Below are 16,387 nucleotides of genomic sequence, written 5' to 3' on the forward strand. Positions count from 1 at the left end.
TCGCGAAGGCGGTGGATCAGGCACTGGCGATGTCACTGACAGACCGCTATCGCGAGCAGGCTCGCTTCCACAGGGGACGGCGGTGTTACCAGCCGAAGACTTCGCAGCAGTTGGCGGTGCTGGCGGCGGCGAGTTGTTCAGGCGTGATATTCATCAGCTCGGCCAGCGCCGCACAAATCGCCGGCAGATGCGCCGGGCTGTTGCGCTGGCCGGGGAACATCGCGGGGGCCATGTCCGGTGAATCGGTTTCCAGCACCACCGATTGCAGCGGCAGTTCCGGCAGGACCCGATGCATGCGCAATGCCTGCGGCCAGGTCGGTGCACCGCCAAGACCCAGTTTGAAACCGAGCTTGATGTATTCCCGCGCTTCCTCGCGGCTGCCGGCGAAGGCGTGGATGATGCCGGCGCGTTTGAGCTTGAAGCGTTTGAGCGTGGCGATCACCGCTGCGTGGCTGCGGCGTACATGGATCAGTGCTGGCAACTCGAAGTCCGCCGCCAGTTGCAGCTGCGCTTCGAACAACGATTGCTGGCGCTCGCGATCCAGGGTTTCGATGAAATAATCGAGGCCGATCTCGCCGACTGCGCACAGCTGCCGATGCCCACGCAACCGTGTCAGCCAGTCCCCCAGCGCATGCAAATCCTCGGGCCGATGCTGATCGAGAAACACCGGGTGCAGACCGAACGCCGCGTACAGCTCGGCATCGCTCTGCACCAGATCCCAGACCCGTTGCCAGTTGTCCTGATGCACGCCCAGCACGACGATGCGCCGCACGCCAAGGGCGCGGCTTTCGGCCAGCAACTCGGCGCGATCGGCGTCGAAGTCGGGGAAGTCGAGGTGGGTGTGGCTGTCGATCAGCTCCACGATTCAGTCCCGATGAATACGCTGCTTGAAGGTCCGCGCAATGGCTTGCACGCCCGGTTGGTAGTCGTCCTGCTCGACCGCGGCCAAGGCCAGTTCCAGGGCCTTGTCGGCGATCAGCTGGTGTTGCTGGGACATGGCGTTGACCGGCAGCGGCAGGAAATCCAGCAACTGCGTGTCGCCGAAGGTGCCAAGGCGCAGCGGCCGCGATTTCAACGGGAAATCATGCAGCGCATCGAACACGCCCTGTAGCAGCACGTAGGAAGTGGTCACCAGCGCGTCAGGCAAATGCCCCAGACGCTGCAGGAGTTCTTCCATCAATTGCTTGCCGCACTCGCGGCTGAACGACTCGGCGTGCTCGACCAGCACTTCGCCTTTGAAGTCGCTGAGCGCTGCGCGGAAACCGGCGGCACGCTCCTGGCTGATGCTCAGCTCCGGGCGTGCGCCGAGCAGCACGATCTGTTTGGGCTGCGGGTCTAGCAGGCTCTGGGTCAGGTGCAGACTGGCCTCGCGGTCGTCGCTGATCACCGAACAGAAATGCTCCGGCTCCATGACCCGGTCGATGGCGATGATCGGCAGACCTTTGGCCTGCAACTGGCGGTAGCTGTCATCATCGGCGGGCAGGCAACTGGCAACGATCAGCGCATCGCAGCGACGCGCGCGGAACAGTTGCAGCAACTGGCGCTCGCTGTCCGGCGCATCGTCGGAACTGGCGATCAGCAATTGATAACCGCGCGCCCGCGCGCCTTGTTCGAGCAACTTGGCGATCCGCGCGTAACTGGGGTTTTCCAGATCCGGCAGGATAAAGCCCAGGGTGCGCGTGTGCCGACTGCGCAGGCCGGCCGCTTGCGGATTGGGCGTGAAGCCGTGCAGATCGACCACCGCGCGCACGCGCTCGACGGTCGCGTTGCTGATGCGTTGCTGTTCGGCCTTGCCGTTGATGACGTAGCTGGCGGTGGTGACGGAGACGCCGGCCAACCGCGCGATATCACTGAGTTTCAACCCGGTATTTCCTTGTTGTTTCGAGCATGCCGCGACATTTTCGCCAATCCTACCCGATAAGGGCAGTCGACTTGTTGCCTGGGCAGATCCGACCAGTTGGACTTCAAGGATGAGACATTATCGAGTAACGTGCCGATCAATCTAGATTAAACGTTTCAGCAAGCGTATTTTCTACGTTTTAGACGCCTTTGGCCGGTCCTGCCGTGAAACCGCCAAAACTGCCGCTGAAAAGCGCGGCAGAGCGCCTAAGCTGTGAACCATTCAAAACAATACCTGGCGTTGAACTGCGCCAAAAGGAGATCGCATGCTCGAGCTCACTATAGAGCAGATATCCATGGGCCAGTCGGCCGTGGATAAACCCGCTGCCCTGCAATTGCTGGCCAGTCATCTGGTTGCCGACGGTCTGGTGGCCGACGGTTACCTCGCCGGCCTGCAGGCCCGGGAAGCCCAGGGCTCGACCTTTCTCGGTCAAGGCATCGCCATTCCCCACGGCACCCCGGAAACCCGCGATCAGGTATTCGCCACCGGCGTGCGCCTGATGCAGTTTCCCGACGGCGTCGACTGGGGCGATGGCCAGATCGTTTATCTGGCGATCGGCATCGCGGCGAAATCGGATGAACACCTGCGCCTGCTGCAACTGCTGACCCGCGCCCTCGGCGAGACCGATCTGGGCCAGGCCTTGCGTCGCGCCAGCTCCCCCGAAGCGCTGCTTAAACTGTTGCAAGGCGCGCCGCAGGAACTGGCGCTCGATGCGCAGATGATCGGCCTCGGCGTGTCGGCCGACGATTTCGAAGAACTGGTCTGGCGCGGCGCCCGTCTGCTGCGTCAGGCCGATTGTGTGAGCAACGGCTTTGCCGGCGTGTTGCAGCAAGTCGAAGCGCTGCCACTGGGCGATGGCCTGTGGTGGTTGCACAGCGAACAGACCGTGAAGCGACCGGGGCTGGCGTTCGTCACCCCGGACAAACCGATGCGCTACCTCGGCCAGCCGCTCAGCGGCCTGTTTTGCCTGGCGAGTCTTGGCGAAGCGCATCAGGCGTTGCTTGAGCGTTTGTGCGCGTTGCTGATCGAAGGTCGCGGCCACGAACTGGGCCGCGCCACCAGCAGTCGCAAAGTCCTTGAAGTGCTTGGCGGTGAACTGCCGGCCGACTGGCCGAGCGCACGTATTGCCCTGGCCAACGCCCATGGCTTGCACGCACGACCAGCGAAGATTCTTGCGCAATTGGCGAAGAGTTTTGACGGCGAAATTCGCGTGCGCATCGTCGACAGCCAGGACAGCGCCGTGTCGGTGAAGAGCCTGAGCAAACTGCTGAGCCTCGGCGCCCGCCGCGGTCAGGTGCTGGAGCTGATCGCCGAGCCGAGCATCGCCGCCGATGCCTTGCCGGCCCTGCTCGCGGCGATTGAAGAAGGCCTCGGTGAGGAAGTCGAGCCGCTGCCGGCCGTGAGTCAGCAGCGCGAAGTGATCGCCGACATCGCCGAGGTGCTGGTCGCTCCGGCGTCGGGCAGCCTGTTGCAGGCGATTCCCGCCGCACCGGGCATTGCCATCGGCCCTGCGCACATTCAGGTGCAACAAGCCATCGATTACCCGTTGCGCGGCGAGTCGGCGGCCATCGAGCGCGAGCGCCTCAAGCAAGCGCTGAGCGACGTGCGCCGCGACATTCAGGGCTTGATCGAACGCAGCAAGGCCAAGGCCATTCGGGAAATTTTCATCACCCACCAGGAAATGCTCGACGACCCGGATCTGACCGACGAAGTCGACACCCGCCTCAAGCAAGGCGAAAGCGCCGAAGCGGCGTGGATGGCGGTGATCGAAGCTGCCGCCAAACAGCAGGAGTCGCTGCAGGACGCGTTGCTCGCCGAGCGTGCCGCCGATCTGCGCGACATCGGCCGTCGAGTGCTGGCGCAATTGTGTGGCGTGCAAACCGCGAACGAGCCTGAGCAACCGTACGTTCTGGTGATGGACGAAGTTGGCCCGTCCGATGTCGCGCGGCTGGACCCGGCGCGAGTGGCGGGTATTCTCACCGCACGCGGCGGCGCTACCGCGCACAGCGCGATCGTCGCCCGTGCCCTCGGTATTCCAGCACTGGTCGGCGCGGGTGCGGCGGTGTTGCTGCTCGAACCGGGCACACCGCTGCTGCTCGACGGCCAGCGCGGGCGTCTGCATGTCGACGCTGATGCCGCGACCCTCAAGCGTGCCGCCGAAGAGCGCGACACTCGCGAGCAACGCCTGAAGATTGCCGCTGAACAGCGCCATCAACCGGCGCACACCACTGACGGTCACGCCGTTGAAGTGTTCGCCAACATCGGCGAAAGCGCAGGTGTGACCAGCGCGGTGGAGCAGGGCGCCGAAGGCATTGGTCTGCTGCGCACCGAACTGATTTTCATGGCCCACCCGCAGGCACCGGACGAGGCAACCCAGGAAGTTGAATACCGTCGCGTCCTCGATGGACTGGCCGGGCGGCCGCTGGTGGTGCGTACGCTCGATGTCGGCGGCGACAAACCGCTGCCGTATTGGCCGATTGCCAAGGAAGAAAACCCGTTCCTCGGCGTACGCGGCATCCGCCTGACCCTGCAGCGGCCGCAGATCATGGAAGCGCAACTGCGCGCCTTGCTGCGCTCGGCCGACAACCGTCCGCTGCGGATCATGTTCCCGATGGTCGGCAGCGTCGAAGAGTGGCGCCAGGCCCGCGACATGACCGAACGCCTGCGTCTGGAAATTCCAGTCGCCGACCTGCAACTGGGGATCATGATCGAGGTGCCGTCCGCCGCACTGCTCGCGCCGGTTCTGGCCAAGGAAGTCGACTTCTTCAGCGTCGGCACCAACGACCTCACGCAATACACCCTGGCCATCGACCGTGGTCACCCGACGCTGTCTGCACAAGCGGATGGCTTGCACCCGGCGGTCCTGCAACTGATCGACATCACCGTGCGCGCCGCCCATGCCCATGGCAAATGGGTCGGTGTCTGCGGCGAGCTGGCGGCTGATCCGTTGGCGGTGCCGGTGCTGGTCGGCCTCGGTGTCGACGAACTCAGCGTCTCCGGGCGCAGCATTGCCGAAGTCAAGGCGCGCATCCGTGAACTCAGCCTGACCCAGGCGCAAACCCTCGCTCAACAGGCCCTGGCCGTGGGCAGCGCGAATGAAGTGCGCGCATTAGTGGAGGCCCTGTAATGGCCAAGATTCTCACCCTGACCCTCAACCCGGCTCTGGACCTCACCGTCGAGCTGTCACGGCTCGATGCCGGTCAGGTCAATCGCAGCGAGGAGATGCACACCCACGCTGCGGGCAAAGGCGTCAATGTCGCCCAGGTGCTGGCGGATCTCGGCCATCAGGTCACCGTCAGCGGTTTTCTCGGCGAAGACAATCTGCAAGCGTTCGAAACCCTGTTCGCCAAGCGCGGTTTTGTCGACGCGTTCATCCGCGTGCCGGGCGAGACGCGCAGCAACATCAAAGTCGCCGAACAGGACGGGCGCATCACCGACATCAACGGGCCTGGCCCGGTGGTTGATGCAACGGCGCAGCAAGCCTTGCTTGATCGCTTGCAGCAGATCGCACCTGGGCACGATGCGGTGGTGGTCGCCGGCAGTCTGCCGCGTGGCGTCACCGCGCAATGGTTGCGCGAGCTGATTGAAAGGTTGAACGCGCTCGGCTTGAAAGTCGCCCTCGATTCCAGTGGTGAAGCCTTGCGCGCTGCGTTGCAGGCCAGCCCCTGGCTGATCAAACCGAACACCGAAGAATTGGCCCACGCACTTGGCTGCGAAGTGGTCTCGCCGATCGCCGAAGCACAAGCCGCCGCACGTTTGCACGGCCAAGGCATCGAGCACGTGGTGATCTCCCACGGCGCTGACGGGGTCAACTGGTTCAGTGTCGGCTCGGCCCTGCATGCCTCGCCGCCGAAAGTCAGCGTGGCCAGCACGGTCGGTGCCGGCGATTCCTTGCTGGCCGGCATGCTCCACGGTTTGCTCAGTGCCGACACCCCGAGCAAACCCTGCGCACCGCCACCGCGATTGCGGCGATGGCGGTGACCCAGATCGGTTTTGGTATCAACGACGCAGCGCAACTGGCGCAGCTCGAACAGGGCGTGCGCGTGCGCCCCTGACAGAACAATAAGAGGGTTTGTGATGAAGTTAGCCATTGTTACGGCTTGCCCGAACGGCATGGTCACCAGTGTGCTGTGCGCGCGTCTGCTCGATGCAGCGGCGCAGCGTCAGGGCTGGAGCACCAGCGTTGAAGTGGTCGATCCGGCGCACCCGGAACGCGAATTGTCGGCGGCGACCATCGAAGCCGCCGAGTGGGTGTTGCTGGTCACCACTGGCGCGGTGGACATGAGTCGCTTCGTCGGCAAGCGCGTGTTCCAGATCGCTCCGGCGCAGGCCTTGCAGGATGTCGAAGCGGTGCTGCGTCGCGGTGCTGAAGAGGCCGAAGTCTACGTGGCCAGCGAGGGCGAACCGGCGATCGATGCGCCCCGTGCGCCGCGCATCGTCGCCATCACGGCCTGCCCGACCGGCGTCGCCCACACCTTCATGGCCGCCGAAGCGTTGCAGCAGACTGCCAAGCGCCTGGGTTATGAATTGCAGGTCGAAACCCAAGGCTCGGTCGGCGCGAAAACCCCGCTCAGCGCAACGGCCATCGCCGAGGCTGACGTGGTGTTGCTGGCGGCGGATATCGAGGTCGCCACCGAGCGTTTCGCCGGCAAAAAGATCTATCGCTGCGGCACTGGCGTTGCCCTGAAGCAATCCGAAGCGACCCTGAAAAAAGCGCTGGCCGAAGGCGCAGTGGAAAGTGCGGCAAGCGACGGCAAGGCTCCGGCCAAGTCGGAAAAAACCGGCGTCTACAAGCACCTGCTCACGGGTGTGTCGTACATGCTGCCAATGGTGGTGGCGGGTGGTTTGCTGATCGCGTTGTCCTTCGTGTTCGGCATCACCGCTTACAAGGAAGAAGGCACGCTGGCGGCGGCGTTGATGCAGATCGGCGGCGAAACCGCGTTCAAGCTGATGGTGCCGCTGCTCGCCGGTTACATCGCCTACTCGATTGCCGACCGTCCGGGCCTTGCGCCGGGGATGATCGGCGGTTTGCTCGCAGGCACTCTGGGCGCTGGATTCATCGGCGGGATCATTGCCGGCTTCATCGCTGGTTATGCCGCCAAAGCCATCGCCCGCTATGTGAAATTGCCGCAGAGCCTGGAAGCGTTGAAGCCGATTCTGATCATTCCGTTGCTGGCCAGTCTGGTCACCGGCCTGGTGATGATTTACGTGGTCGGCAAACCGGTCGCCGGCATGCTCGCCGCGCTCACCCAGTTTCTCGACAGCATGGGCACCACCAACGCGATTCTGCTCGGCGTATTGCTCGGCGGCATGATGTGCGTCGACCTCGGTGGGCCGATCAACAAGGCTGCCTATGCGTTTTCGGTGGGGCTGCTGGCCTCGCAGAGCTACGCACCGATGGCCGCGACCATGGCCGCCGGCATGGTGCCGCCGATTGGTCTGGGCATTGCGACGTTCATTGCGCGGCGCAAGTTTGCCCAGACTGAACGCGAGGCCGGCAAAGCGGCTTTCGTGCTGGGCCTGTGCTTTATCTCCGAAGGGGCGATTCCGTTTGCCGCGAAAGACCCGCTGCGGGTGATCCCGGCGAGCATCGCCGGTGGCGCGCTGACCGGCGCCTTGTCGATGTACTTCGGCTGCAAGCTGATGGCGCCGCACGGTGGCTTATTTGTGCTGGCGATCCCCAATGCGATCAACCATGCGCTGCTGTATCTGCTGGCGATTGTTGCGGGGAGCCTGGTCACGGCGGTGGTGTATGCGCTGCTCAAAAGGCCTGAGGCTGTCGAGTTAGCGCTGGAACCCGCCAAGGCCTGACCGACAACACCAAATCCCTGTGGGAGCGGGCTTGCTCGCGAAAGCGGAGTGGCAGATAAAAAGTGTCGCCTGACACAACGTCTTCGCGAGCAAGCCCGCTCCCACATTCAGTCGCGGTTACTCAGACGGACCGCGATCAATGGTGGGAGCAAGCGAGCCTGCTCCCACATTGGAACTACGGGGTGTCTGGTGTCATGGCGAGTTCATATAGGCATGCTTAAGTTTTCCCTTTGCAGGGAGAACACCATGAGCGATTTCAATCTCGGCCGGCGTCGCGTCATGCAAGCGGTGGGTGCCGGGCTGTTGCTGCCGGGGCTGGCGCCGGCGGTGATTGCTTCGGTCAAGGATCGTCCGCAGCTCACCGACGGCGTGCAGTCCGGCGACCTGCTCGGCGACCGCGCGATGATCTGGAGCCGCAGCGATCGCCCGGCGCGCATGGTGGTGGAGTGGGACACCGGCAGCCTGTTCGGCAACCCGCGCAAATTCGTCTCGCCGCTGGCCGATGCGAGCAGCGATTTTACCGCCCGCGTCGAACTCAACGGCCTGCCGGCCAACCAGGCGATTTTCTATCGCGTGCACTTCGAAGACGCCCAGAGCGGCGTCGCCAGTGAACCGTGGTTCGGCCATTTGCGCAGCGTGCCAACGACAAAACGCGACATCCGTTTTGTCTGGAGCGGTGACACCGTCGGCCAGGGCTTCGGGATCAACCCGGACATCGGCGGGATGCGCATCTACGAAGCCATGCGCTTGCGCTTGCCGGACTTCTTTATCCACAGCGGCGACACCATTTATGCCGACGGCCCGGTGCCCGCGCAACTGACCACCGAAAGCGGGCGCATCTGGCGCAACATCACCACTGAAGCCAAGAGCAAAGTCGCGCAGACCCTCGACGATTATCGTGGCAACTATCGCTACAACCTGATGGACGAAAACATCCGCCGCTTCAACGCCGAAGTGCCGCAGATCTGGCAGTGGGACGATCACGAAGTGGTCAACAACTGGTCACCGGGCAAGCAACTGGATGAGCGCTATCAGGAGAAAGATATCCACAAGCTGGTCGGTCGCGCCCGGCAGGCGTGGCTGGAATACGCGCCGATGCGTTTGCAAGCGGCGGACGGCGGCGGGCGCATTTATCGCAAGCTCAGCTACGGGCCGATGCTCGACGTATTTGTGCTGGATATGCGCAGCTATCGCGAAGCCAATGACGACAATCTTGGCGCGGCGAAACCGTTTCTCGGCCGTGAGCAACTGGATTGGCTCAAGCGCGAATTGAAGGCATCGAAGGCGCAGTGGAAAGTCATCGCCGCCGACATGCCCATCGGCCTTGGCGTCCCGGACGGCGAGGTAAGCCCAGGCGTGGCGCGTTGGGAAGCCGTGGCCAACGGAGACCCTGGCCCGGCGCAGGGGCGTGAGCTGGAAATTGCCGAATTGCTCGGATTTCTACGTGCGCAGCAGGTGCGCAATTTCGTGTTTCTGACGGCGGACGTGCATTACTGCGCGGCGCATCACTACCACCCGGACCGTGCCGCGTTTCAGGATTTCGAACCGTTCTGGGAGTTCGTCGCCGGGCCGCTGAATGCCGGCAGCTTCGGGCCGAATCCGTTGGACAAGACGTTCGGGCCTGAGGTGGTGTTCGAGAAAGCACCGCCCGCACAGAACACCTCGCCGTTTGCCGGATTTCAGTTTTTTGGCGAGGTGAATATCGACGGGCGGAGCGGCGAGATGAGTGTGGTGTTGCGGGATCTGGATGGCATCGCTGTTTTCGAACAGAAACTCCAACCGGTTTGAGCACCGCGTCCCCTGTGGGAGCGAGCCTGCTCGCGAAAGCGGACTTACAGCCAACACCAATGTTGACTGTTAAATCGCTTTCGCGAGCAGGCTCGCTCCCACAAGGGGATGGTGTTGGGTCAGTAAACATCCCGGCGATAGCGGCCCTGTTCGATCAGGCGTTCGACTTCGGCGCTGCCGAGGATATCGTTGAGGGCCTGGTCGACGCCTGAGGCCATCCCCTGAAGGCTGCCGCAGATATAGATGACAGCACCATCTGCCAACCATTTCTTCAATTCATCCGCAGACTCACGCAAGCGATCCTGCACATAAACCTTTTCAGCCTGATCCCGTGAAAACGCCAGGTCCAGCCGCGCCAGATCACCATTGACCAGCCATTCCTCAAGCTCGGCGCGGCAGAGGAAATCGTGTTCGCGGTTACGCTCGCCGAACAGTAGCCACTGCCGTTGCTGACCATCGGCAATGCGTGCCTTGAGCAGGCTGCGCAGGCCGGCCAGGCCAGTGCCGTTGCCCAGCAGGATCATCGGCACCGGCTCGTTCGGCAGGTGGAAACCACTGTTGCGCCGCACGCGCAGGCTGATGCTGCCGCCCACTGGCGCGTGTTCGGTGAGCCAGCCGGAGCCGATGCCGAGGCTGCCGTCGTTGTGCTGTTCCTGACGCACGATCAGTTCCAGCACGCCGTCAGCAGCAATCGTGGCGATCGAGTATTCGCGCATCGCCAGCGGCACCATCGCGTCGACCAGCGACTGCGCATGCAAACCGACCAGATGTGCGCGGTGTTCGGGCAATTGCCGTGAGGCGAGGGCGACTTCCAGCGGCTCGTCGATGCCGTTGACCTTCACCTGAGTTTCGCCACGAATGCCGAGGCCGTCGAGGAAATGTTCGATGGCCCACGGGCAGTTGCGTGGCAGCACTTCGACCAGGTCACCGGCCAGCCAACTGCGGGTGTCCGGGGCTTTGAGGCCGAGCAGGTAGACCGGCGCGCCACTGCTGTCGGGGTTCATCAGTTCGCGCCGGACCAGTGTCCAGTTGTCGTAGCTGGGTGCTTGCCAGGTTTCGCTCGGCGCCTGTCCGGTGAGTTGGCCGAGTTGCGTTTGCCAGTGACGCAGCGCGTAGGGATCGCCGCTGTCGACTTCCACCGGGGCGAACAACGTCTTGCCGCCGTGTTCGCCGAGCCATTGATGCAGGCGCTTGGCGAAGCCGCAGAAGTGCGCGTACTGCCGATCGCCGAGGCCGAGCACGGCGTAGTTGAGGCTGTCGAGTGTCGAGGCCTTGGCCAGCACTTTGCGCTCGAAACCACGGGCGCTGTCCGGCGCTTCGCCGTCGCCGAAGGTGCTGACCACGAACAACGCGTTGTTCGAATCACGCAGATCCTGTTCGCTGAGATTGCCCAGTGGCTGCACGTTGACCGGCAGCCCGGCGGCCTGCAATTGCCCGGCGGTCTGCCACGCCAGTTGCTCGGCGAATCCGCTCTGGCTGGCGAAACCGATCAGCCATGCCGAAGCATCGGCGGACGGTTGTGCGAGACCTTGGCGGGCATCCTTGATCTGCTTTTTCTTGCGCCGACGATCCAGATACAGCAGCCACCCGGTGATGAAAAACAGCGGCATGCACACCGCCGCAATCGTCACGATGATGCGCCCGACGAGGCCGAAGTAGCTGCCCACGTGCAGCGCATAAATGCTGGTCAGCAATTGTGCCTTGAAGCTTTTGTCGGCATAGCGGTCGACGCGTTTGACTACGCCGGTGGCCGGGTCGAGGGTGATCTGGTTCAGCGCGCGATCATGCGGCGAGCTGTCGAGCAGGTAGAACACGGTTGCCGGTTGGCCGGCCACTGCTGGCATGCGGATGTTGTACGCGGCCAGACCCGGGCCGGCGGCGCTGTAGATGCTGCTCCACATCGCCGCGTAGTCGGCGGTCGGTGCCGGGCCTTCCGGCGCCGGGCCGCGCCCGCCGCGCACGCGTTCGTTTTGCGGCGCGTCGGAAAGCAGGCGGGTCAGGCCTTTGTTGTACCACTCGTACGACCATGACAACCCGGTCAACGCCAGCAGCAGATACACCAGCAAACACCAAGTACCGGCCACCGAGTGCAGATCCCAAATGAGCGCGCGGCCCTTCTTTTTCCAGTCCAGGGTCAACCACACGCGCCAGCTGTTCCACTGGCGCGGCCAGCGCAGATAGAGGCCAGAGAGACAGAAGAACAACAGCATCAAGGTGCAGGCGCCGGTGATATTGCGCCCGGTATCGCCCATGGCGAGGAAGCGGTGCAGTTGCAGCATCAGGCCGAAGAAGTCCTGGCCGGTGGCGTCGCCCTTGAACTCGGCGGTGTATGGGTCGAAGTAGCGCATTTCGCCACGCCGTTCGCCTTTGGGTGGGGTGAAGTAAACGCGTGCGGCGTGACCGCTGTCGGTCTCGACCCAGAGCATCGCGACTTTCTTGCCGGACGCGGCTTCGATGCGTTCCACCAGTTCAACTGGCGGCAGCACGCCGGCGACCTGTTTTTCCACCTGCAGAACGGACGGATTCAGCGCGCGCAGGATCTCGTCCTGAAACGAATAGGCCGCGCCGGTGATGCCCATCAGGGCCAGCACCAGCCCTGCGGTGATGCCAAAAACCAGTGCAACTGGAACAGGGTTTTCTTCAACACGTCACTCGCCGTCCGTTCGGAAATTGTCATCACGGCGCGCATTATGCCGTGGGTTATCAAGAAGCGTTTTGCGTAACACACAAAAGCCCCGTTCAACTGAATGAACGGGGCCTGATCCGTTTCGCAGATCTCATGTGGGAGCGAGCTTGCTCGCGAAGGCGTCGTGTCAGTCAGCATCGACTTCACTGAGCCACCGCTTTCGCGAGCAAGCTCGCTCCCACAGGTTCTCACATCGGTCAGAAGTGGAAATTGGTACTCAACAGCGCCGTGCGGCCCGCCGCCTGGTTGGCGAAGTGGGTCGAGAAGGCTTTGTCGTAATAGGTTTCGTCGGTCAGGTTCTGCACGTTGAGTTGCAGGTCGACGTTCTTGGTCAGCTTGTAGGCCGCCATCGCGTCGTAACGCACGTACGAATCGACCATCGTCGTGTTCGCCACACTGCCGTAGACGTCGTCGACGTAGAACGCGCCACCACCGATCGTCAGCTTCGGCGTGACCTGATACGTGGTCCACAGGCTGGCGCTGTTTTTCGGTGTGTTCGGCAGATCGTTGCCGTCGTTGGCGCGACCCAGCGGGCCACCATCAACCTGTTCGCTGTCCATGAAGGCGTAACCGGCGAACACCTGCCACTTGTCGGTGATCTTGCCGCTGGCCGACAGTTCGAAGCCTTGAACGCGGGTCTTGCCGGCGTTCTCGTAGGAACTTGTGTCGACCTGCACGCGAGCGTTTTCCTTCTCGGTGCGGAAGATGTCGGCGGTCAGCGACAGGCGATCGTTGAGCAGATCCCACTTGGTGCCGATCTCATAGTTCTTGGTGGTTTCCGGCTCCATGTCGCTTCTCAGCAGGTTGCCGCTGCGATCCGGTGTGCCGCCCAGCGGGTTGCCTTCCTGGCCTTCGCCCAGGGTGTTGCCCGGCGGCGTCGCCGAGGTTGCATAGGAGGCGTAGATGCTGCCGTTTTCCGCCGGCTTGTAGACCACGCCGAACTGGCCGGTGACGAATTCGCTGGTGTCATCACCCTTGGAGGTGGTGGTACCGGCGGCGTTGTAGGTCTTGTAGGCGGTGTCGAAATGGTCGTAGCGCAGGCCCATGTTCACCAGCCATTGCTCGGATAACTCCAGCGTGTCGAACACGTACAGCGCGTAGGTGTCGGCCTGGGTGTCGGTGCCGGCGTAGTTGCGCGAGATCGCGCCGTTCCACGGGTCGTTTGGATTCGGGTTAGACAGCGAGGTGCAGTTGTAACCGCTGGCCGCGCCGATCAGGCCCGGGTTGCAGTTGGTAGTGACAGCGCTGGTGCGCGGCGTGGTGTCGGTGTTGACGTTGTACGAGGATTTCTCGCTCTGCTCGCGGGTGTACTCAACCCCGGTGGAGAAGCTGTTCTTGAAACCGGCCACGTAAAAGGTGCCGAACAGATCGGTCTGGTTGGTGGTGGTTTCGGTGTTGCTCACCCGCGTGTTGGCCCGGCGCCAGACGCTGCCGTTGTTGACGTTACCCTTGCTGTCGTCCGGCTGGGTCAGGATGTAATCCTGCATGCTGGCGCCGTGGCGCAGGGTGTTCTTGATGGTCAGCGCATCATTGAGGTCGTGCTCGATGGCAAAGGTCGCGGTGTCGGTGCGGCCCTTGCGGAAGTCGCGATCCAGACCATAGAAATTGTCGTGATCGCCACCGGCGTACGGCTTGTCCGGGTTGGACTTGGTGCGCGCGGCCGATCCACCGGTGGGAATGGTGTACGGGATGCCCGAGTCCGGGGTGTCGTTGCTTTCCAGATGGTAGTAGTCGAGGTTTACGCGGGTATCGGTGCCCAGGCCGAAGGCCAGCGACGGCGCGATGCCCCAGCGGTCGTAATCGACCTTGTCGCGACCGGCGACGTTGCTCTCGTGGCTCATCAGGTTGAGACGGCCGGCAGCGCTGTCGCTGAACTGGTAGTTGCCGTCGAGGGTATAGCGCTGGGTCTGGTCGGAGCCGTAGGTGAAGCCGCCGTCGAACGAGTTGCCCAGATGAGCTTTCTTGCTCACCAGATTGATGCTGCCGCCGGCGGCGCCACGACCGCCAATCGCCGAGTTCGGACCTTTGCTGACTTCGATGTTTTCCACGGCGAAGATTTCGCGGCTCTGCGAACCGGTGTCGCGCACGCCGTCCAGATAGGTGTCGCCCTGGGCGTCGAAGCCGCGAATGAACGGACGATCGCCCTGCGGGTTGCCGCCTTCACCGGCGCCGAAAGTGATGCCCGGCACGGTACGCAAGGCGTCCTGCATGTTCAGCGCGCCGGTGTCCTTGAGCACTTGTTGCGGGATGACAGTGACCGAGCGCGGCGTGTCGACCAGCGGCGCGGTGTACTTGGGCGAGGAGGCTTTTTCGACCTGGTAGGACGTCGAGTCCTGGGCTTCGCCGGTGATGGCGGTGGCGTCCAGGGCAATGGCATTGCCGGAAGCTTTGCTGTCGGTTTTTCCGCTGCGAAGACCATCTGCCCAGCGGAGCCGGCGGTGATCGCGACACCGATTGCCGAGGCGAGCAGACGTGGTGAACTGACCGGTAATTGTGCGTGTTGACGTGCCATTTTTATTCCCTCCCCAAGGATTTGAGGCGGCGGAATATAGGGTAAACAGGTATTCGTATCAATTGCGAAACATTGTTATTCGCATTGAATTTACATTCTTTACAATTTGCCCTTACGGTTTTTGCCTGTTCGTTCGTCTCGCGGGTTTTACACGGTCAATAAGAATCAATACCATTGCCGCCTTCTTGCCATCAGGTGACATCGCCATGCTGCTGCACATTCCCGGGCTGTTCGCAAAAGACGAAGTGCAGCGCATCCGCCAGGCCCTGGAGCAAGCGGATTGGGCCGACGGCAAGATCACCGCCGGCTTCCAGTCGGCCAAGGCCAAGCACAATCTGCAACTGCCCGAAGGCCACCCGCTGGCCAAGGAAATTGGCGCGGCGATGCTCGAGCGGCTGTGGAAGAATCCGCTGTTCATGTCCGCCGCATTGCCGCACAAAGTCTTTCCACCGTTGGTGAACTGCTACACGGCCGGCGGCAGTTTCGACTTTCACATCGACAATGCCGTGCGCCAGCCCAAGGGCAGCATCGAGCGGGTGCGCACCGATTTGTCGGCGACGCTGTTTTTCAGCGAGCCGGAAGATTACGACGGCGGCGAACTGGAGATTCAGGACACCTACGGCACCCAGCGCGTGAAGCTGCCGGCCGGCGACATGGTGTTGTATCCGGGCACCAGTTTGCACAAGGTCAACGCCGTCACCCGTGGCGCGCGTTATGCGTCGTTTTTCTGGACGCAAAGTCTGGTGCGCGAAGACAGCCAGCGTGCGCTGCTGTTCGAAATGGACGGGGCGATTCAGCAACTCACGCATGATGTTCCCGACCACCCTTCGCTGATCCGCCTCACCGGCACTTATCACAACTTGCTGCGCCGCTGGGTCGAGGTATGAGTTTTCAGTTGCGTCGCGAGGAAGTTCTCGACGCCGCCGGGTTGGCGGTAATGCTTGAAGAAAGTCCCGCCCGCGCTGCGCAGGCGATCTTGCTGGCGGCGGGCGAGGGCGAGGTTGAAGCGCAGGCGTTGCTTGGGCAGATCCTGCTGGACGGGCAGGGCATCGCGCAGGATCAACCGCTGGCGTTGCGCTGGTTCGGCATCGCCGCCGGTCGCGGGCACCTGATGGCGCGCAACATGCTCGGGCGTTGTCATGAGCATGGTTGGGGCTGTGCGGCGGATGCCTCGATGGCAGCGCAGCATTATCGAATCGCCGCCGAGGCGGGGCTGGACTGGGCGATGTACAACCTAGCCAACCTGCAGGCGACCGGGCGCGGGGTGACGGTAGATCATCAGCAAGCGCTGGCGTTGTACCGACGCGCGGCTGAGTTGGGCCATGGGAAATCGATGAATCTGCTGGGGCGTTATCTGGAGGAAGGGCAGGTGTGTCCGGCGGATCCGCTGGCGGCGCTTGAGTGGTATCGGCGTTCGGCCGAGGCAGGGGATTTTCGTGGGCAGTTCAGTCATGCGGCGGTGTTGGCGGCTGAGGGGCGGGTTGATGAAGCGGTCGAGTGGCTGGAGAAAGCCTTGGCCGCCGGCAATCTGAATTTCCTGCGGGTGGCGAGCCAGACGCTGGCTGATGCGACAGATTTGCGGATTCAGGCTTTGGCAACTCGATACCAGCGGCGTGCAGATGAACTGACCCGCACCGCATAACCCTGTGGAAGCGAGCCTGCTCGCGAAGTCGTCGTGTCAGTCACCCAC

At 62.9% G+C, this 16,387-nt stretch carries 7 protein-coding genes and 3 pseudogenes; 6 read left to right on the forward strand and 4 right to left on the reverse strand.

The genetic code is table 11. From position 1 onward, the window contains the following. Positions 1 to 85: 85 nt before the first annotated feature. Complete coding sequence (locus LJU32_08550; protein WKV90238.1) at positions 86 to 862, reverse strand: TatD family hydrolase; 777 nt, start codon at positions 860 to 862, stop codon at positions 86 to 88. Between the two features lie 3 nt (positions 863 to 865). Continuing rightward, positions 866 to 1,861, reverse strand: coding sequence for a catabolite repressor/activator (gene cra, locus LJU32_08555; GenBank protein WKV90239.1), 996 nt, complete (start codon positions 1,859 to 1,861; stop codon positions 866 to 868). 304 nt (positions 1,862 to 2,165) lie between these two features. Here cra and ptsP point away from each other — a divergent pair, with 304 nt between their 5' ends. From ptsP to LJU32_08575, 4 genes and pseudogenes are all read left to right on the forward strand, one after another. After that, positions 2,166 to 5,027, forward strand: coding sequence for a phosphoenolpyruvate--protein phosphotransferase (gene ptsP / locus LJU32_08560; protein WKV90240.1), 2,862 nt, complete (start codon positions 2,166 to 2,168; stop codon positions 5,025 to 5,027). Continuing rightward, a pseudogene (gene pfkB, locus LJU32_08565) lies at positions 5,027 to 5,955 on the forward strand (1-phosphofructokinase). Before ptsP ends, pfkB begins: the two are co-directional and overlap by 1 nt. 22 nt (positions 5,956 to 5,977) lie before the next feature. Then, on the forward strand, positions 5,978 to 7,711 hold the full coding sequence (locus LJU32_08570; protein WKV90241.1) for a PTS fructose-like transporter subunit IIB: 1,734 nt from the start codon (positions 5,978 to 5,980) through the stop codon (positions 7,709 to 7,711). 246 nt (positions 7,712 to 7,957) lie between these two features. Further along, positions 7,958 to 9,499, forward strand: a complete 1,542-nt coding sequence (locus LJU32_08575) for an alkaline phosphatase D family protein (GenBank protein ID WKV90242.1) — start codon at positions 7,958 to 7,960, stop codon at positions 9,497 to 9,499. A 119-nt stretch (positions 9,500 to 9,618) separates the two neighbouring features. On the opposite strand, the pseudogene LJU32_08580 reads toward LJU32_08575, so the two are convergent. Next, positions 9,619 to 12,146, reverse strand: a pseudogene (locus LJU32_08580) (sulfite reductase flavoprotein subunit alpha). A 236-nt stretch (positions 12,147 to 12,382) separates the two neighbouring features. After that, positions 12,383 to 14,697, reverse strand: a pseudogene (locus LJU32_08585) (TonB-dependent siderophore receptor). A 206-nt stretch (positions 14,698 to 14,903) separates the two neighbouring features. Here LJU32_08585 and LJU32_08590 point away from each other — a divergent pair. Next, positions 14,904 to 15,584: a Fe2+-dependent dioxygenase gene (locus LJU32_08590; GenBank protein ID WKV90243.1), complete on the forward strand. Its 681-nt coding sequence runs from the start codon at positions 14,904 to 14,906 to the stop codon at positions 15,582 to 15,584. Further along, a complete protein-coding gene (locus tag LJU32_08595) occupies positions 15,581 to 16,339 on the forward strand; it encodes a sel1 repeat family protein (GenBank protein WKV90244.1) in 759 nt (252 codons plus the stop codon). The genes LJU32_08590 and LJU32_08595 overlap by 4 nt, the downstream gene beginning before the upstream one ends. The last annotated feature ends 48 nt before the right edge of the window (positions 16,340 to 16,387 follow it).

Source organism: Pseudomonas sp. B21_DOA, assembly GCA_030544685.1.
Taxonomy (GTDB): Bacteria; Pseudomonadota; Gammaproteobacteria; order Pseudomonadales; family Pseudomonadaceae; genus Aquipseudomonas; species Aquipseudomonas fluorescens_AO.

Bases quoted from the DNA above. Each gene is read 5' to 3' on its own strand.
- LJU32_08575 (WKV90242.1), top strand. From the start codon at position 7,958: ATGAGCGATTTCAATCTCGGCCGGCGTCGCGTCATGCAAGCGGTGGGT.
- LJU32_08570 (WKV90241.1), top strand. From the start codon at position 5,978: ATGAAGTTAGCCATTGTTACGGCTTGCCCGAACGGCATGGTCACCAGT.
- LJU32_08595 (WKV90244.1), top strand. From the start codon at position 15,581: ATGAGTTTTCAGTTGCGTCGCGAGGAAGTTCTCGACGCCGCCGGGTTG.
- LJU32_08590 (WKV90243.1), top strand. From the start codon at position 14,904: ATGCTGCTGCACATTCCCGGGCTGTTCGCAAAAGACGAAGTGCAGCGC.
- ptsP (WKV90240.1), top strand. From the start codon at position 2,166: ATGCTCGAGCTCACTATAGAGCAGATATCCATGGGCCAGTCGGCCGTG.